This window comes from Xanthomonas sp. PPL134 (assembly GCF_040595915.1).
In the GTDB taxonomy this organism is placed as follows: domain Bacteria; phylum Pseudomonadota; class Gammaproteobacteria; order Xanthomonadales; family Xanthomonadaceae; genus Xanthomonas_A; species Xanthomonas_A indica.
The window spans coordinates 44,239-62,215 of the sequence record NZ_JAMDLL010000008.1; the positions used below are offsets into that span (position 1 = coordinate 44,239).

Annotated in this window: 14 protein-coding genes; 9 read left to right on the forward strand and 5 right to left on the reverse strand. The window is 71.1% G+C overall.

From position 1 onward, the window contains the following. Position 1 precedes the first annotated feature (1 nt). Positions 2-394, forward strand: a complete 393-nt coding sequence (locus M3U25_RS14560; protein ID WP_355500841.1) for an HNH endonuclease — start codon at positions 2-4, stop codon at positions 392-394. Here M3U25_RS14560 and M3U25_RS14565 read toward each other — a convergent pair. The 4 genes from M3U25_RS14565 to M3U25_RS14580 form a co-directional block, all read right to left on the reverse strand. After that, positions 345-1,127 (reverse strand): pseudouridine synthase, encoded by a 783-nt coding sequence (locus tag M3U25_RS14565; RefSeq protein ID WP_355500838.1) that lies wholly within the window; start codon positions 1,125-1,127, stop codon positions 345-347. The two genes, M3U25_RS14560 and M3U25_RS14565, sit on opposite strands and share 50 nt — an antisense overlap. A 99-nt stretch (positions 1,128-1,226) precedes the next feature. Beyond that, entirely contained in the window at positions 1,227-1,721 is a 495-nt protein-coding gene (locus M3U25_RS14570; RefSeq protein WP_355500835.1) for a hypothetical protein, read from the reverse strand. Between the two features lie 316 nt (positions 1,722-2,037). Continuing rightward, entirely contained in the window at positions 2,038-3,135 is a 1,098-nt protein-coding gene (locus M3U25_RS14575) for an OmpA family protein (RefSeq protein WP_242160346.1), read from the reverse strand. A gap of 277 nt (positions 3,136-3,412) precedes the next feature. Continuing rightward, positions 3,413-4,324 carry a LysR family transcriptional regulator gene (locus tag M3U25_RS14580; protein WP_355500832.1) on the reverse strand — a complete coding sequence of 304 codons (912 nt, stop codon included), beginning with the start codon at positions 4,322-4,324 and terminating at the stop codon, positions 3,413-3,415. A 99-nt stretch (positions 4,325-4,423) separates the two neighbouring features. On the opposite strand from M3U25_RS14580, the gene M3U25_RS14585 reads away from it, so the two are divergent. The 6 genes from M3U25_RS14585 to M3U25_RS14610 all read left to right on the forward strand — a co-directional run bounded on the left by M3U25_RS14585 (position 4,424) and on the right by M3U25_RS14610 (position 13,048). Then, entirely contained in the window at positions 4,424-5,674 is a 1,251-nt protein-coding gene (locus tag M3U25_RS14585) for an MFS transporter (RefSeq protein ID WP_355500829.1), read from the forward strand. Further along, positions 5,671-6,960, forward strand: coding sequence for an SGNH/GDSL hydrolase family protein (locus M3U25_RS14590; RefSeq protein WP_355500826.1), 1,290 nt, complete (start codon positions 5,671-5,673; stop codon positions 6,958-6,960). The genes M3U25_RS14585 and M3U25_RS14590 overlap by 4 nt, the downstream gene beginning before the upstream one ends. Positions 6,961-6,993: 33 nt before the next feature. Further along, complete coding sequence (locus tag M3U25_RS14595) at positions 6,994-8,028, forward strand: aldo/keto reductase (protein WP_355500822.1); 1,035 nt, start codon at positions 6,994-6,996, stop codon at positions 8,026-8,028. 42 nt (positions 8,029-8,070) lie between these two features. Beyond that, entirely contained in the window at positions 8,071-9,093 is a 1,023-nt protein-coding gene (locus tag M3U25_RS14600; RefSeq protein ID WP_355500819.1) for a zinc-binding alcohol dehydrogenase family protein, read from the forward strand. 489 nt (positions 9,094-9,582) lie between these two features. Beyond that, positions 9,583-11,631: an NADPH-dependent 2,4-dienoyl-CoA reductase gene (locus tag M3U25_RS14605; protein WP_355500816.1), complete on the forward strand. Its 2,049-nt coding sequence runs from the start codon at positions 9,583-9,585 to the stop codon at positions 11,629-11,631. Between the two features lie 121 nt (positions 11,632-11,752). Further along, positions 11,753-13,048, forward strand: a complete 1,296-nt coding sequence (locus M3U25_RS14610) for an MFS transporter (protein WP_355500813.1) — start codon at positions 11,753-11,755, stop codon at positions 13,046-13,048. 107 nt (positions 13,049-13,155) lie between these two features. On the opposite strand, the gene M3U25_RS14615 is transcribed toward M3U25_RS14610, so the two are convergent. Beyond that, positions 13,156-14,277 (reverse strand): ROK family protein, encoded by a 1,122-nt coding sequence (locus tag M3U25_RS14615; protein ID WP_355500810.1) that lies wholly within the window; start codon positions 14,275-14,277, stop codon positions 13,156-13,158. A 109-nt stretch (positions 14,278-14,386) separates the two neighbouring features. Here M3U25_RS14615 and M3U25_RS14620 point away from each other — a divergent pair, with 109 nt between their 5' ends. Both M3U25_RS14620 and M3U25_RS14625 read left to right on the forward strand, forming a co-directional pair. Next, complete coding sequence (locus M3U25_RS14620; protein ID WP_355500807.1) at positions 14,387-16,885, forward strand: TonB-dependent receptor; 2,499 nt, start codon at positions 14,387-14,389, stop codon at positions 16,883-16,885. A 23-nt stretch (positions 16,886-16,908) separates the two neighbouring features. After that, positions 16,909-17,805: a glycerophosphodiester phosphodiesterase family protein gene (locus M3U25_RS14625; RefSeq protein WP_355500804.1), complete on the forward strand. Its 897-nt coding sequence runs from the start codon at positions 16,909-16,911 to the stop codon at positions 17,803-17,805. The last annotated feature ends 172 nt before the right edge of the window (positions 17,806-17,977 follow it).

Consider the following 17,977-nt stretch of genomic DNA (forward strand, 5'->3'; position numbering starts at 1 on the left):
GATGCGCGCCGCGCTGCGCCAACGGCTGTTGCTGGCGGCGCAGACCGACGCCCAGGCGGAGTCCGTAGCAGGCGGTTGGCGCAGCCGCTGCCTGCACTGCCGGCGGCGCCTGGATCTACGCGGCGACGGCGAACCGCTGGGCCACTGCTCGCTCGAACACGTGGTCCCGCAGGCCTGGTTCGGCCGCCGCGCCGCAGCGGCGCTCTGCGGCCTGGTCGGCGACGATCCGAACGACGCGCGCAATCTCGCGCTGGCCTGTGCCGGCTGCAATCACGCCAAGGGCCGCCACCACGATGCGCGCGGGCCGCAGGACGCGCGCGCCCGCGAGGTGGTTGCCGCGTTGCTCAGCGCACGGCTGGCGCGCTGGCGTCCGCCGCCGGCGCCAACGCCGTGACTTCGGCGGCGCTGAGTGCGCGCCAGGCGCCCTTGCCCAGGTCGCCCAGCACCAGCTCGCCGATCGCCACCCGCACCAGCCGCAGCACGTCCAGGCCGAGCGCGGCGAGCAGCCGCCGGATCTGCCGGTTGCGGCCCTCGTCCAGTACCATCTCCAGCCAGGCATGGCGCTCGCCCTGGCGCAGCAGGCGCACCTGCTTGGCCCGCAGCGCTTCGCCCTCGGCGACCACGCCGTCGCACATCCGCGCCAGCAGCGCCGCGTCGGGCACCGCGTCCACCTGCACGTGGTAGGTCTTGTCCGGGCCGCTGCCCGGATCGGTCACCCGCGCCGCCCATTGCGGGTCGTTGCTGAACAGCAGCAAGCCTTCGCTGGCCTTGTCCAGGCGCCCGACCGGTGCCAGCCACGGCAGGCCGGCGCCATCGAAACAGCGGTACACGGTGTCGCGGCCGCGTTCGTCCTGCGCACTGGTGACCAGCCCACGCGGTTTGTTGAGCATCAGGTACAGGCGTGCGGTGTCGGCCAGCGGCGCACCGTCCACGGCCAACCGCTGGCGGCCCTGCACGATCGGGAATTCGGGATCGGTGACGATGCGCCCATCGACCGCCACACGGCCGGCGGCGATCCAGCGCGCGGCCTCGGTGCGCGAGCACAGGCCCAGCTTGGACAGGGTGCGGGCCAGGCCGTGACGCGGCGTGGCCGGTGCGGCGTCGCGCGCGGGCAGGCGCGGACGCACGGTCGCCGTCGGGGACGACGCCGGACGGCGGGAACGCGGCGGCTTGGCTCCTCGCACTGCGCGAACGGGCGCGGCCGCGGGCGGCCGCGCGTCGAGCTCTTACTGCTTGTTGGCGTCGGCCGGTGCCGGCGCCTCGGCGGCAGCCGCCGGGGCCAGGGCCGGACGGGCCTTGACCACGCGGACGCCACGCGCCTTCATCCAGGCGTCGAACTCCTCGGCGGTCATGCGCTTGCCGTTCTGGCTCATGTCGAACCGCCAGGGCGTGTTGTCGAAGGCGGTGGCCGGCTTGTAGGCGGCCGGATCGTTGGGCTTCACCGCGCCCGGGGTGGCGTTGGCCAGGCTCTGGCAGCCTTCGGCGCGCAGCCGCAGCAACACACGGTCCAGCGACTGGTCGCTGCTGTAGGACTGGGTCAGCACGCCGCTGGGCATGCCCAGCTGCACGTTGCGGCTGAACAGTTCGGAAGCGACCGGTGCGGCGACCGTGGCCGGCAGCGCCAGCGGCTTGGGCAGCAGATCGCCGGAGCAATCCGGTGCGGCGTGGGCCGCAGGAATCAGGGCAAGCGCGAGCAGGCTGGCCGTCACGATACGCAGCATCGGTTTTTATCCATTCAGGCGAGTCGACGAGCGAGTGTAGGCAGGCCCCGGCACGCTTTCAACTGTTACCGGCACTACATGCGCTAAATAATTGGGATTGCTGAAAAAGTTCAGCTTGGGACTGACGCGGGCAACGGTCAGCGACTGTGTCCTGCGTAGGAGCGGCTCCAGCCGCGACAGGCTCTCCCGGGAACGCCCATCGCGGCTGAAGCCGCTCCTACGAAAAACTGCGCGGACCAGGACACTGCATTACCCCACCCCACAAAAACAAAGCCCGGCACGAGGCCGGGCTTTGCTTGAGACTGGAAGCGTCCGATTAGTTCTGGACGTTCAGCTCGGTACGACGGTTCTTGGCGCGGCCTTCCGGGTTGTCCGAACCATCCGGGTTGGTGTTCGGAGCAATCGGGCGGCTCTCGCCGTAGCCGATCGGGCCGACCAGACGCGACGCGTCGACGCCGTTCTTCACCAGGTAGTCGTACACGACGCGGGCGCGGCGCTCGGACAGCTTCTGGTTGTAGGCTTCGGTACCCTTCGAGTCGGTGTGACCGGCAACCTCGACGCGCAGGTCGGGGTAGCGCTTCAGGATCTCGGTGGCCTCGCCCAGGATCGCCACGGCGTCCGGACGCAGGTTCGCCTTGTTGAAGTCGAAGTTGACGCCCTTCAGGTCGATCGACACCGGCACCGGGCAGCCGTCCGGACCGATGGTCTGGCCAGGCTGGGAGTTCGGGCACTTGTCGTCGCAGTTGTTGACGCCGTCACCATCGTCGTCCAGATCGGCGCAGCTCGGCGCAGCGGCCGGCGGCGGCGGCGGGGCGACCGGGGCAGCCGGCGGCGGGCCCAGCGGGATCACGACGCCGACCGAAGCCAGCACGTCGCCGAACCAGTTCTGCGACGGAGCGGCAACGCTCTGGTCGTCGAAGTCAGCGCGGTAGGCCACTTCGGCACGCACGGCAACGCGCTTGTCGAAGGTGGTCTGCAGACCGACGCCGGCCTTGGCGGCAAAGTTGCCGTCCTTGCGCTGGCCCGGGGAAACCGGACCGCCGGTGTCGAACTCTTCTTCCGAGCGCTGGTAGCCCAGGCCGAACAGCAGGTACGGGTTCCAGCCGCGGCCTTCCTGGATGAAGTGGCGACGCAGGTCGAACGAGATGCCGTACTGGCTCCAGTTCAGGTCCTGGTTGTTGTCGAAGTTCGGGTTCTGATAGTTCAGTTCACCGTCCAGCGACCAGTTCGGGTTGATGAACTTGCCCAGGCCCAGGGTGACGAAGGGCGCATCGTTGGTGGTGCGGTCCTTGTCCTGGAAGTTGAAACCAGCCGAACCGGTCAGGTACCAGCGGTCGTCGAATTCCTGCGCGGACGCTGCCTGGGCGACGGCCAGACCGCCCAGCAACGCGGCGGTGAGAATTTTCTTGTTCATTAATACAACTCCTTGTTTCGGGGAGATAGAAACCGGTAGAGGCATGGTTCAGTACAGATGTCTCGTCACATCCAGACGGCCGTTTCCGCACGCCATCGCCGCGCACATTATGCGCGGCATAGTGAAGATGGCGTTAACGAGCACGTAACATGTGAAAGTCAACGCCAGCCGCTGCCAGGCCGTGGATACACCGTATACAGGTTAATGAAATCGCGCAATGCGGCAGGCCCGTGACCGTTTTCGGTCGTAGACAAGGACCCACAGGGCGACCCAGGTCTCACCGCGGTCGCGCCCACGGTGGCGGATCGGCCAGCTCGGCCTGCATGAAGTCGACGAAGGCCCGCACCCGCGGCGGCACCAGCCGGCGCTGCGGCATCACCGCGTAGATGCCGGTCTCGGTCAGCGGGTAGTCGGCCAGCACCTGGCACAGCCGCCCCTGCCGCAGATCCTCGGCCACGTGCCATTCCGAATGCAGGGCGATGCCCTGGCCGTTGACGGCGGCATCGCGCAGCACCTCGCCGAAGTTGGTCTCCAGCGGCCCGGCCACGCGGACGGCGATTTCGCCGTCGCGCCCCTGCAGCCGCCAGGTGTCTTGCCGGCCATCGCTGCCGGTCAGCAGCAGGCAGGCGTGGGCGGCCAGATCGGCCGGCGTGGCCGGGGTGCCGTGGCGGCGCAGGTAGTCGGGCGAGGCGCAGAGCATGCGCCGGTTGCCGGCCAGGCGCCGCGCGACCAGGCTGGAATCGCGCAGCGTGCCGATCCGGATCGCCAGGTCGAAGCCTTCGCTGACCAGGTCCACGACGTTGTCGCTCAGGTGCACGCTCAGCCGCACCTGCGGGTGCAGCGCCATGAACCGCGGCAGCAGCGGCGACACGTACAGGCGCCCGAACGCCGCCGACATCGTCACCCGCAGGGTGCCGGCGGCGACCTCGCCGGCCTGGCGCAGGCCGCCGGCCAGCGATTCCAGGTCCTCGACCAGCGGCCGCCCCTGCTCGGCCAGTTGCAGGCCTTCCGGGGTCGGATGCAGGCGCCGCGTGGTCCGGTGCAGCAGGCGCACGCCGAGCGCGCGTTCCAGCCGCTGCAGCCGCTGGCTGGCCACCGCCACCGACAGGTCCAGGCTGCGCGCGGCGGCGCTGATCGAACCGAGGTCGAGCACGCGCAGGAACAGGGCGATGTCGCCGATCCGGTCCATTATGTGGATTCCATTGAAAGTCGTTCAATATTTTTACTGTTTTTGCTGAGAACCTGCAGGCCTAGGCTGCCCGTCCTCCCGCCACTCCGGAACCGCCCCATGGCCGCCTCGCTCGCCTCACCTCCGCATCCGCCCGCTGCCGGGCGCACGCCGCTCGCGCTGTACGCGCTGACCGCCGGCGCCTTCGGCATCGGCACCACCGAATTCGTGATCATGGGCCTGCTGCTGCAGGTCGCCGCCGACCTGCAGGTCAGCGTCCCCGCCGCGGGACTGCTGATCTCCGGCTACGCGCTGGGCGTGTTCCTTGGCGCGCCGCTGCTGACCGTGGCCAGCCGGCGCTGGCCGCGCAAGCGCGTGCTGCTGGCACTGATGCTGGTGTTCACTGTCGGCAACCTGGCCTGCGCCCTGGCGCCGAGCTATGCGGCGCTGATGGCGGCGCGGGTGGTGACCTCGCTGGCGCACGGCACCTTCTTCGGCGTCGGCGCGGTGGTCGCGACCACGCTGGTGCCGCCGCAGCGCAAGGCCTCGGCGATCTCGACCATGTTCACCGGCCTCACCGTCGCCACCCTGCTCGGGGTGCCGGCCGGCGCCTGGCTAGGCCTGCAGTACGGCTGGCGCGCCACGTTCTGGGCGGTGGCGGCGATCGGCGCGCTGGCCACCGTGGTGATCGCGGCGCTGGTGCCGGCCGACCGCGATGCCACGCCAGCGCCGCCGCTGCGCGAGGAACTGCGCGCGGTGGGCCGCGCGCCGGTGCTGCTGGGCCTGGCGACGACGGTGCTGGGCTATGCCGGCGTGTTCGCCGTGTACACCTACGTGCAGCCGCTGCTGACCCAGGTCACCGGGGTTTCCGATAGCGCGGTGTCGCCGCTGCTGCTGGTGTTCGGCGTGGGCATGATCGTCGGCAACGTGCTCGGCGGGCGGCTGGCCGACCGCCGCCCGCGGCAGGCGCTGCCGCTGAGCCTGGGCGTGCTGGCCGTGGTGCTGGCGGCGCTGACCCTCGCCCTGCCCTCGGCGCCGGCAATGGCGCTGGGCATCGGCCTGCTGGGCGTGGCCGCCTTCGCCACGGTGGCACCGCTGCAGGTGTGGGTGCTGGGCAAGGCCGGCGAGGCCGGCCGGCATCTGGCCTCGAGCCTGAACATCGGTGCGTTCAACCTGGGCAATGCGCTGGGTGCCTGGCTCGGCGGCCTGGTGCTCGGCCATGGCGGCAGCCTGTCGCAACTGCCGTGGGTGGCGGCGCTGCTGACCCTGGCCGGACTGGCGGTGGCGCTGGGCGCGCTGCGGTTGTCGCCGGCCACCGCCTCGCGCGCGGCCAGCACCGGTGCGGACTGCACCGCGGGCGGTGCGGCGTGAGCCGGACGCTGGCGACGGCCGCGCTGACGACAGCGCTGCTGGGCACGCTTGCGCTGCCGGCCGGCGCCGCGCCGCGCGACTGGATCGCGACCTGGCAGGCCAGCCCGCAGCCGCTGTGGGGCGCGGACTTCCCGTTCCCGACGCAGACGCCGTTCCACCTGTGGCGGCAGACCGTGCGCCAGGTGGCGCGGGTCAGCCTGGGCGGCAACGAGGTGCGGGTGGAACTGAGCAACGCCTATGGCGATGCGCCGCTGCACATCGGTGCCGCGTCGCTGGCGCTGGCCGGCGACGGCGCGGCGACCCTGCCCGGCTCGCAGCGGCCACTGCGCTTCGGCGGCAAGACCGAGGTGACCGTGCCGCCAGGCGCGCCGGTGCTCAGCGACCCGGTGACGCTGCGCGTGCCGGACCTGGCCCGGCTCAGCGTCAGCCTCTACCTGCCGCAGCCCACCGCGCCGTCCACCTTCCACTGGGAAGGCCTGCAGAGCGCGTGGCTGGCCGACGGCGAGCACACCGCCGACACCACGTTGGCCGGCGCCAGCGCGCTGCCGGTGCGGCTGTTCGTCAGCGGCATCCAGGTGCGTCGCGCCGACGCCGTCGGCGCGGTGGTGGCGCTGGGCGACTCGATCACCGACGGCGCCGCCTCGACGCCGGGACAGGACCGGCGCTGGCCGGACCAGTTGGCCACGCGGCTGGCGGCGCAACGGGTGGCGATCCTCAACGCCGGCATCTCCGGCGGCCGCGTGCTGCGCGACCGCATGGGCCGCAACGCGCTGGCGCGGCTGGACCGCGACGTGCTGGCGCAGCCCGGCGTGAAGACCCTGATCCTGTTGATGGGCATCAACGACATCAGTTGGTATGCCACGCCGTTCGCGCCGGACGACGCTCCCGTGTCGGCCGAGGAACTGATCGCCGGCTACCAACAACTGCTGCAGCGCGCGCAGGCGCGCGGCCTGCGGGTGATCGGCGCCACCCTCACGCCGTTCGAGGGCGCGCTGCCCGACTCGCCGATCCCCGGCTACTACAGCCCGCAGAAGGACGCCGTGCGCCAGCAGGTCAACGCCTGGCTACGCGCCGATAACGGCTTCGACGCGATCCTGGATCTCGATGCGCTGCTGCGCGACCCCGCACATCCCACGCGGCTGCGCGCGGACTTCGACTCGGGCGATCACCTGCATCCCGGCGACGCCGGCTATGCGGCCATCGCCGAGGCCGCCGCGCAACTGCTCGGCGCCGACGCACCCGCTGCACCGGCCACGTCCGCGGCCGCCAGCGCCGCCGCGCACTGACCTGCCTCCCCTTCCCGCCATCAGGAGTTCACCATGGAATACCGTCATCTCGGCGCGTCCGGCTTCAAGGTCCCCGTGCTCAGCTTCGGCACCGGCACCTTCGCCGGCACCAACCCCTTCTTCGCCGCCTGGGGCAATTCGGATGTGGATCAGGCGCGGCGCCTGATCGACATTTGCCTGGAGGCCGGCGTCACCCTGTTCGACAGCGCCGATGTCTACTCCAGCGGCGCCGCCGAATCGGTGCTGGGCGCGGCGATCAAGGGCCGCCGCGACCAGGTGCTGCTCTCGACCAAGGCCGGCTTCCGCTTCGACCGCGAGGCGCCCAACAGCGTCGGCTCCTCGCGCTTCCATTTGATTCGCGCAGTGGAGACGGCGCTGACCCGGCTGGGCACCGACTACCTCGACCTGTTCCAGCTGCACGGCTTCGACGCGCACACGCCGGTGGAGGAAACCCTGTCCACGCTCGACGACCTGGTGCGTGCCGGCAAGATCCGCTACCTGGGCGTGTCCAACTTCTCCGGCTGGCAGCTGATGAAATCGCTGGCGGTGGCCGACCGCCACGGCTGGTCGCGCTATGTCGCGCACCAGGCCTATTACTCGCTGATCGGCCGCGACTACGAAGAGGAACTGATGCCGCTGGGCCTGGACCAGGGCGTGGGCGCGCTGGTGTGGAGCCCGCTGGGCTGGGGCCGGCTGACCGGCAAGCTGCGCCGTGGCCAGCCGCTGCCGGACAGCAGCCGCCTGCACGACAAGGCGGTCACCGAGGCCGGCCCGCCGGTGCAGGAAGAGCACCTGTATCGCGTGATCGACGCGCTCGAGGCGGTCGCCGCCGAGACCGGCAAGAGCGTGCCGCAGATCGCGCTGAACTGGCTGCTGCAGCGGCCGACGGTCAGCAGCGTGATCATCGGCGCACGGACCGAGGAGCAGTTGCGGCAGAATCTGGGAGCGGTCGGCTGGACGCTCGATGCCGCCCACGTGCAACAGCTGGATGCGGCCAGCGCAGCGGTACCGGAGTATCCGTACTGGCACCAGCGCGGCTTCGCCGAGCGCAATCCGCGGCCGGTCTGAGCCGCGGCCGTGCCCTCCTTTCCCTCACGTCCAGGAGCCTCCATGAAAGCGGTCGCCACCCTCCACGCCCTGCCGATCGACGATCCCCAGTCGCTGCACGACCTCGACCTGCCGACGCCGCCCGCGCCGGGCGGCCACGACCTGCTGGTGCGGGTGGAGGCGGTCTCGGTCAACCCGGTGGACACCAAGGTCCGCGCCAAGGGCGCGCCCGACGGCCAGCCCAAGGTGCTGGGCTATGACGCCGCCGGCGTGATCGAGGCGGTCGGCGCCGACGTCGACGGCTTCGAACCGGGCGACGAGGTCTACTACGCCGGCGACATCACTCGCGCCGGCAGCAACGCGCAGTACCAACTGGTGGATGCGCGCATCGTCGCGCGCAAGCCCTCCACCCTGGACTTCGCCCAGGCCGCGGCGCTGCCGCTGACCACCCTGACCGCCTGGGAACTGCTGTTCCAGCGCATGCCGTTCGACTTCGACGACGAACACAACCGCGGCCGCCGCCTGCTGGTGATCGGCGGTGCCGGCGGGGTCGGCTCGATCGCGATCCAGCTGGCGCGGCATGCCGGCTTCGAGGTGATCGCCACCGCCTCGCGCCCGCAGACCCGCGACTGGTGCCTGCAACTCGGCGCGCACCACGTGATCGACCATCGCCAGGCGCTGGCGCCGCAGCTGCAGGCGCTGGGCATCGACCAGGTGGACGCGGCGCTGAACCTGGCCGACACCGACCGCTACTGGCAGGCGCTGGGCGAACTGCTGGCACCGCAGGGCCACGTCGGCCTGATCGTCGAACCGAGCGGCCCGCTGCACATCGGCGACCCGTACAAGGCCAAGTGCATCGGCATCCACTGGGAAATGATGTTCGCGCGCGCCCGTTTCCGCACCGGGGACATGATCGAACAGCACCGCATCCTGGCGCGCACCGCCAGCCTGGTGGACGCAGGCGAACTGCGCACCACCCTGACCGAGACGCTGAGCCCGATCAACGCCGCCACCCTGCGCGAGGCGCACCGCCGCCTGGAGTCGGGCAGCACCATCGGCAAACTGGCCCTGGTCGGCTGGGGCTGAGCGGCGAGGCAGCGATCGGAACATTGTCGTAACCGACCACCAACCGTAACCGCTCCCGCTGTTGCTGTTGCTGTTGCTGTGCTGTTGCTGTGCTTCCGCTTTGCTGTTGATCTACCGGGTCCCCTCGGCGCGGCAGACATGGCGGACGAATACCCGAAGGGCGACGCGCAGGATGCGCGTCGTTTTCCGCCGGCACATGGATGTGCCGTCGGAAAATGCCCGACGTGGCTGCGAACCTGGAGCGCGTTAGCGCGGAAGGCGCGCTGCGGGGTGTGCTTTCTTTTGGTTACTTTTCTTTGCACAAGCAAAGAAAAGTGACCCGCTTCAGCGGAAGCTGTTGCTCTTGCTTCGAAGCTCTTAGCTCCAAGCTTCAGAAGTTCAAGCACCAGGACCAAGGCAACGTTTAGGTCTACGTAAAGCAACACCCCCTTGCCGCCAGCCGGGTTTCACGGCACCCTGCGCGCTTCCGTACGCCTGCGTATCCACGCCATGTCGCCCGCCTCCGGCCAGCCCGAATCCCCCTCCGCCGCCTACCCGCACCTGTTCGCCCCGCTGGATCTGGGCTTCACCCAGCTGCGCAACCGCATCCTGATGGGCTCCATGCACACAGGCCTGGAAGACCGCGCCCGCGACTTCCCCAAGCTGGCCGCGTACTTCGCCGAGCGCGCCGCCGGCGGCGTGGGGTTGATCGTCACCGGCGGCTTCGCCCCGAACGTGGTCGGCTGGCTGAAGCCGTTCGGCGGCAAGCTGTCCTGGCCATGGGAGGTGCGCCCGCACCGGCAGGTCACCGCCGCGGTGCACGCGCATGGCGCCAAGATCTGCCTGCAATTGCTGCACGCCGGCCGCTACGCCTACCACCCCTTGTCGGTGGCACCGTCGAAGCTGAAGGCACCGATCAATCCGTTCACCCCGCGCGCGCTGTCGGCCCGCGGCGTCGAACGCCAGATCGATGCCTACGCGCATGCCGCCAGGCTCGCCCGCGAGGCCGGCTACGACGGCGTCGAGGTGATGGGCTCGGAAGGCTATCTGATCAACGAGTTCATCGCCCCGCGCAGCAATCGCCGCAGCGACGCCTGGGGCGGTGACGCCGCCAAGCGCATGCGCTTCGCGGTGGAGATCGTGCGCCGCATCCGCGCCGCCTGTGGGCCGGACTTCATCATCGTCTACCGCCTGTCGCTGGTGGACCTGGTCGAGGACGGCAGCGACTGGCAGGAGATCGTGCTGCAGGCGCAGGCGATCGAGGCCGCCGGCGCGACCCTCATCAACTCCGGCATCGGCTGGCACGAAGCGCGGGTGCCGACCATCGCCACGTCGGTGCCGCGCGCCGCCTTCGCCGCGGTCACCGCCAAGCTCAAGCCGCACGTGCGGCTGCCGCTGATCGCCACCAACCGCATCAACATGCCCGACGTGGCCGAGCGCATCCTCGCTGGCGGCGGCGCCGACATGGTGTCGCTGGCGCGGCCGCTGCTGGCCGACCCGGAATGGGCGAACAAGGCGCAGCGCGGCCAGGCGCAGGCGATCAACACCTGCATCGCCTGCAACCAGGCCTGCCTGGACCACGTGTTCGAGAACAAGACCGCCAGTTGCCTGGTCAATCCGCGCGCGGCCGCCGAGACCGAACTGAACTACCTGCCGACCCGCGCGCCCAAGCGCATCGCCGTGGTCGGCGCCGGCCCGGCCGGCCTGGCCTGCGCCACCGTCGCGGCGCAACGCGGCCACCGCGTCACCCTGTTCGACAGCGCCGGCGAGATCGGCGGCCAGTTCAACGTGGCCAAGCGCATTCCCGGCAAGGAAGAATTCCACGAGACGCTGCGCTACTTCCGCCACCAGATCGACGCCACCGGCGTGGAGCTGCGCCTGCAGACCACCGCCGATGCGGCGTTGCTGGCCGACTTCGACGAGGTGGTGCTGGCCACCGGCATCGTGCCGCGCGCGGTGGACTTCCCCGGCGCCGACCATCCCAGCGTGGTCAGCTACCTGGACGTGCTGCAGGGACGGGTGCAGGCGGCGGACAAGGTGGCGATCATCGGCGCTGGCGGCATCGGCTTCGATGTCGGCGAGTTCCTGGTGCACGCCGGTGCGTCGACCGCACTGGACCCGGCACGGTGGATGGCCGAGTGGGGCGTGGACCCGCAGTTCGAGGGCCGCGGCGCGCTGTGCAAGCCGCGCCCGGAGCCGCCGGCGCGCAGCGTGTGGCTGCTGCAGCGCAGCCCGGGCCGGCCCGGCGCACGGCTGGGCAAGACCACCGGCTGGATCCATCGCGCCACGCTCAAGGCCAAGGGCGTGACCATGCTCGGCGGCGTCGAATACCTCGGCGTGGACGACAGCGGGCTGCGCATCCGCGTGGACGGTACCGAGCAACTGTTGCCCGTCGGCACGGTGGTGATCTGCGCCGGCCAGGAACCCCGCCGCGACCTGCAGGCGGCGCTGCTGGCCGCCGGCCGCAGCCCGCACCTGATCGGCGGCGCCGACGTCGCCGCCGAACTGGACGCCAAGCGCGCCATCGCCCAGGGCAGCCGGCTGGCCGCGCAGTTGTAGGGCGCGCCTCGCGCTGGCCGTCGGGAGGCCGACGGCCAGGGCAGCGGACTTGGTGCTGTCGCATCGTACGGCTATAAGCCTGGGCATGCCGCGCCCCTCGCCACTGCCCGCTCTGCCCCGCTTGCCGCACGCGGCCCTGGCGGCGTATGCCGGCGCGCATTTCGGCAAGAGCCTGCTGTGGTACGCCGGCGAACTGCTGCTGATCTATTCGCTGACCGAACACGCCGGCCTGCGCGCGATCGCAGCCGGGCTGGTGCTGGCGCTGGGCCTGCTGCTCAGCGCCGCGATCGGCCTCGGCGCCGGCTGGGGCCTGCGCCGGCGCCTGCGCGACGTGCGCAGCGCCGGACGCCTGCAATGGCACGGCCTGGCCGCCGCGGCGCTGGCGCTGCTGCTGGTGTTCGCCACGCCGCTGCTGCCACCGCCGTTGCGGCTGGGCTACGTGCTGGCGGTGAGCCTGTTGTTCCGGCTCGCCTACGCCGCCTGCGACGTGGCCCAGAACACCTTGCTGAGCCTGGCGCAGTGGCCGTGGCGCGGCCACGACGGCGCCACTGCGTTGCGCCTGGCCGGCAGCGGCGCCGCGGCGCTGCTGATCAGCAGCGTGGTCGGCGCGGTGCTGGCGCGCGGCGCCGATGGCGGCAGCCTGGCGCTGCAGGCCAGCGCGGTGCTGGCGGCCGTGGCGATGCTGTGCGCCTGGCAGTTGCAGCGGGTGCTGTGTCGTGCCACGACCGCCCACCCGGCACCGGCCGGCGCGACGGCCGTGGCTGCACCTGACCCAGCGCCCTCCTGGCGCGCGATTCCCTGGCAGCCGCTGGCGCTGATCGCGGCGGTGTCGCTGACCCTGCCTGCGTTCACCAAGCTCGCCCCGTACGTGGCCGCGTACGGCCTGCTCTCGCCCGGCTGGGGCAGTGCGGTGTTGATCGCCTATGCACTCGGCACGGTGCTGGTGCAGCCGCTGGCCGCGCGTTGGGGCCGGCAGCGCACGCCGGCGCAACGGCTGGCCTGGCTCGGTGGTGCCCTGCTACTGTACGCGCCGCTGTTCGCGCTGGCGTTGCCGGCGCAGCCGCTGCTGAGCCTGGCGGCGGCGGCCTGCATCGGCGCCATCGGCGGCAGCGGCGGACAACTGGTGTGGGCCTGGCATGCGCAGTGCACCGCGACGCGCGCGGTCGCCGAGCACGCGCTGTGCTTCGCCGCACTGACCGCCGCCGCGCAGGTCGCGCTGGCCGCAGGCGTGGTGCTGATCGGCCTGCTGCTGGATGCGCTGGCCTACCGCGACGGGCACTGCACCCTGCTGTGCTGGGCCATGGCGGCGGGCCCGCTGCTGTGCGGGGCGCTGTGCCTGCTGCTGGCGCTGCTCACCGGGCGCCGCCGGTCGCTGCCGCTCGGCGTCGGCGTGGCGACGAGCGCCCACAGCGCTTGAGGCGCCGTGGCACGGCCGGCGCGCTCGCCGGGGGACGTTGCCGCGCTGCAAGGCGCTCCGTGCGCTGACTTGAACGCAGCGACGTACCGCGCCCGACCGTGCTCATCTCAGGCGAAGAACGCCTGCTGCAGCGGCATCAGCGCCGCGCCCAGGGTCACCGCATCGCCGACGGTGCGGGCGGTGCACAACTGCGGCAGCGGCGGCGCCAGGCCGTGCCGGTTGGGCGCGCGCGGGATGCGGATGCGCTCGACCAGGCGCGCGCCGATCGCGGCGGGCAGGCGGCCGCCGATCACGATCGCCTGCGGATCCAGCGCATAGGCCAGGTAGGCGCACAGCTGCGAGAACGGCGCTTCGGCCATGTCCAGCCAGGCGTCCACGCCCGGGGTGTGCGCGTCGATCGCGCCGAGCATCTGCTCCACCCCGGCATAGTCCTGGCCGGCGGCGCGCACCAGCGACAGCAGCGCGTCCAGATTCGGATAGGCCATGCCGCCGACGGTCCAGATGCCGCCGAACTCGCCGGCATTGCCGCGGAAGCCGCGGAACAGCCGGCCATCGGCGATGATGCCGCCGCCAAAGCCGTTGGTCAGGTGCAGGTAGACGAAGTCGCGGCAGTCGCGACCGACCCCGTACAGACTCTCGGCCACCGCCGCCGCCGCGCCATCGTTCTCCACCGTGACCGCGCAGCCCAGCGCCTCTTCCAGGATCGGCACCAGGTCCACCTGGGTCCAGTCCTCCAGCGCTGGCGGCCCGGCCATCTGCCGGCCCTGCCCGGTGAAGAACGCCGAGATCGCCGCGCCCACGCCGACCACCCGCGCCGGGTCCACCCCGGTCTCGGCCAGCAGTTCGACGCGAAACCGCTGCAACTGCGCCAGCACCGGCGCGCGGCGCATGTCGGCCAGGCCGATGCGGCGCTGGCCACGCACGTTGCCGGCGAAATCCACCAGCGCCAGCGCCACCACGTCGCCCATCAGGCCGATGCCGAAGGCATAGGCATAGTCCGGCGCCAAGCGCACGTCGACGCTGGGATTGCCGCGGCCTTCGGCGGCGCGGGCGCTGAGCTGGACCATGCGGTCCTGCACGAAGCCCTGCAGCAGGCGCGCCACGGTGGGCTGCGAAAGAGCCAGGTCGCGGCTCAGCGCGGCCTGGGTCTGCACCCCGGTCTTGAACACACGGTCGAGCAACTGGCGGCCGCCGGCGCTGACGCGTGGCGGGAAATCGGGATGGGGCATAGGCGGGCAAAGCGTGATGGATGCACGAACGCTACAACCTAACATGCGGACATAGAAGTTTCATACATGATAAATAGTATTACCCCCACATTATTTTATGGGGGTCTTCATGCGCACCGTTCACCCGCACCCGAGCCTGCTGGCGCTGGCGCTCGCGTCCATCCTCGGCAGCACCGCCGCCGTCCATGCCGAGGACGCGCCGGCGCCGCCGGCCGACGCCACCACCACGCTGGACCAGATCGTGGTCACCGGCACCCCGCAGGGCCAGTCGCAGAAGGACGCACCGTTCGCGATCAGCGTGGTGTCCAGGGAACGCCTGGAACGCAGCACCCCGACCAGCAGCGTGGACATGCTGCGGGCGGTTCCGGGCTTCTCCGCCGAACCCTCCGGCGGCCAGGGCGGCGGCCAGAACCTCTACGTGCGCGGCCTGCCCGCGGGTGGCTGGTACTACGTGCAGTACCAGGAAGACGGCCTGACCCTGTTCGACGAACCGCAGGAAAGCTTCTTCAACGTCGACACCCTGTTCGCGCTGGACATGATGACCGAGCGCCTGGAAGTGGTGCGCGGCGGCACCTCGCCGCTGTTCGCGACCAACGCGCCGGGCGGCACGGTCAACGCCATCACCCGCCACGGCACCGCCACCCCGGAAGGCGCGGTGCGCATGACCGTCGGCAGCGACGGCCTGCGCCGCGAGGACGCCTACAGCGCTGGCCCGCTCAGCGAGAACGTGCTGTACAGCATCGGCGGCTACCACCGCAGCGACGACGGCCTGCGCCGCACCGGCTACACCGCCGACCAGGGCGGCCAGGTGCGCGGCAACCTGACCTTCCTGATGGGCGATGCGGTGCTCGACGTCGACGCCAAGTACCTCGACGACCGCACCGCCTTCTACAACCCGATCCCGCTCGCCGACCCGCGCAACCCATCGCAGTCGCTGTCGGCGCTGCTCGATCCGCTGGACGGCACGCTGCTGTCCAACGACCTGCGCCACACCACCGCGCTGAGCTTCGACGGCAACGGCCCGCTGGCGCGCAACCTGGACCTGGCCGACGGCATCCACAGCAAGGTCAAGCAACTCGGCACGCACCTGGAATGGGACCTCGGCGACGGCCTGACCCTCAACAACCGCATGCGCTTCGTCGATGCGGACGTGGACTACACCGCGCTGTTCTCCGGCGCAGCGCCCTACGACGCCAGCGCCTACCTCACCACCCAGCTCGGCCGTGCGCGCAGCGGCTTCGGCGCGCGGGTGGCGCGGGTCGGTTACGTCACCACCCGCACTAGCGCCGCCTACGATCCGGCCGCGGCCGACGGCCTGGTGCTGGAGAGCGGCCTGTGGAACGCGCGCACCCATCTGCGCACGCTGTCCGACGACCTGCGCCTGAGCAAGGCGTTCGACGACACGGCGCTGGGCCGGCACACGCTCACCGCCGGCCTCGACGTGCAGCACTTCGAATACACCCAGGACCGGCTGCAGAACACCGTGCTGACCACGTTGCAGAACCACGCGCAGCGCCTGGACGTGCTGGCCTACGACAGCGCCGGCACCGTGGTCGGGTCGGTGACGCAGAACGGCTTCGTGCGCTACGGCAACGGCGTCACCAGCGGCGCCGCCCACGGCACCTACCTGTCGCCGTACCTGTGGGATTCGGTACGCTTCGGCCGCCTCGGCCTGGATGCCGGCGTGCGCTACACCCGCTACAACGCGAGCGGCGGCGTGTCCGCCACCACCACGCGCAATCTCGGCGATCCGACCACGCTGGCCGACGACAACGTCGGCGATCTCAGCGGGGCGTTCAGCCCACGCACCGATCACCGCCATGCCACGCAGTGGACGCTCGGCGCCGAGTTCGCGCTGACCCCGCAGCTGCAGACCTTCGCCCGCTACACGCAATCGCAGCGCCTGCCGCGGCTGCAGAACGTCTACCAGACCCAGAACGCGGACGTCACCGACATCGACCAGGCCGAGGCCGGCCTGCGCGGCAGCTTCGGCGACACCTTCTCGTTCTCCACGGTCGGCTTCTGGAGCCGCTTCAACGACCTGTCGATCAGCGCCATCGTGCTCGACAGCAGCGGGGCGGTGCAGAGCCTGGCGCTGGTCGGCAAGACCCGCACCCTGGGCCTGGAGTCGGAGTTCACCTGGCGTCCGTCGGCGCTGTTCGGCATCACCGGCTCGGCCACGCTGCAGGATCCGCAGACGCGCGGCCTGAGCAACGCGACCACTGGCCTCCGCTACGGCGACCTGGACGGCAAGCAGATCTCGCGCATCCCGAAGTTCATGGCCTCGATCAGCCCGACCCTGTACTTCGACATCGACGGCCGACCGCTGGAACTGTCGGCCACCGCCTATCGCATGGGCCAGCGCTACGTCGACTACACCAACGCCACCGCCCTGCCCGCCTACACCACCTACGACCTGGGCCTGTTCGCGCGGTTGAGCGAGCACCTGGAACTGCAGCTGCACGCGGCCAACGTCGGCAACACGCTGGGCCTGACCGAAGGCAATGCGCGCGTGGACACGCTGTCCGGCCAGGGCACTGCCGACGCGATCTACGCGCGGCCGATCTTCGGCCGCAACTACAACGCGTCGCTGACCTGGAGGTGGTGAGCATGTGCTGCCGGAGACTGCTGATGAGCGCAGCGCTGTCGCTGCCGATGCTGGCCATGGCCGCGACGCCGAGCCTGCCCGACCGCCTGCGCGATCCGCACGGGCCGGCGCTGGTGGTGTCGCACCGGGCCTGCTGGACGTTCGCGTCCGAGAATACGCTGGACGGCATTGCCGCCTGCATCACGCGCGGCGTGGACATGGTCGAGATCGACGTGCGCACCACCCGCGACGGCGCGCTGGTGCTGATGCACGACGCCACCGTGGACCGCACCACCGACGGGCACGGCGCGGTGGCCGATCTGGATGCGGCGCAGATCGCCGCCTTGCGCGTGCGCAGCCAGGGCGGCGGGCGCGACAGCACGCTCACCGCGCGGCGTCCGCCGACACTGGCGCAGGCGCTGGCCCTGGCGCGCGGCAAGGTGCTGGTGAACCTGGACATCAAGGCCGCGACGCTGGACCGGGTGATCGATGCGGTGGAGGCCGCCGGCGCGCAACGCGACGTCCTGCTCAACGTGCCGCTGGATGTGCCCGCGGCGATCCTGCAGCGCGCGCGCAAGGCCGACATCGCGGTGCAGGCCCTGTACCTGCAGCGCGAATCGGCGCTGCCGCCAGAGCAGGCCTTGCGCCGCGCCGCATCCTTGCGGCCGACGGTGGTGCAACTGATGTTCGACGACCCGGCGGTGCTGGACGTCGCGCAACGCGAACTGGCGCCGCGCGCGCGGCTGTTCGTCAACACCATGACCAACGACATCGCCAGCGGCAGGCCGATGCGGCTGTCGGCGAGCTACACCGACCAGCGTGCGCTGCGCGATCCGGCGGCCGTGTGGGGTGGGCTGCGCCAGCACGGCGTGAGCATGATCCAAACCGACGAACCGTTGGCATTGCAACGCTACCTGCACGGCACGGACACGCCACGGTAGCCGGTCTCGGTCCAAATCCCGGCGACGCGGTGCGATGGCCATGCACGGCGTCGCCAGGAGTCCAGTTTCAGACGGGCGGCATGCAAGGCCAGGACGATGCCCGTCGCTTCGAGCACTGCACTGCAGACGACAACGCCCCTGCGTCCGTCGGCTGCAGCGCGCTGCGCCTGCT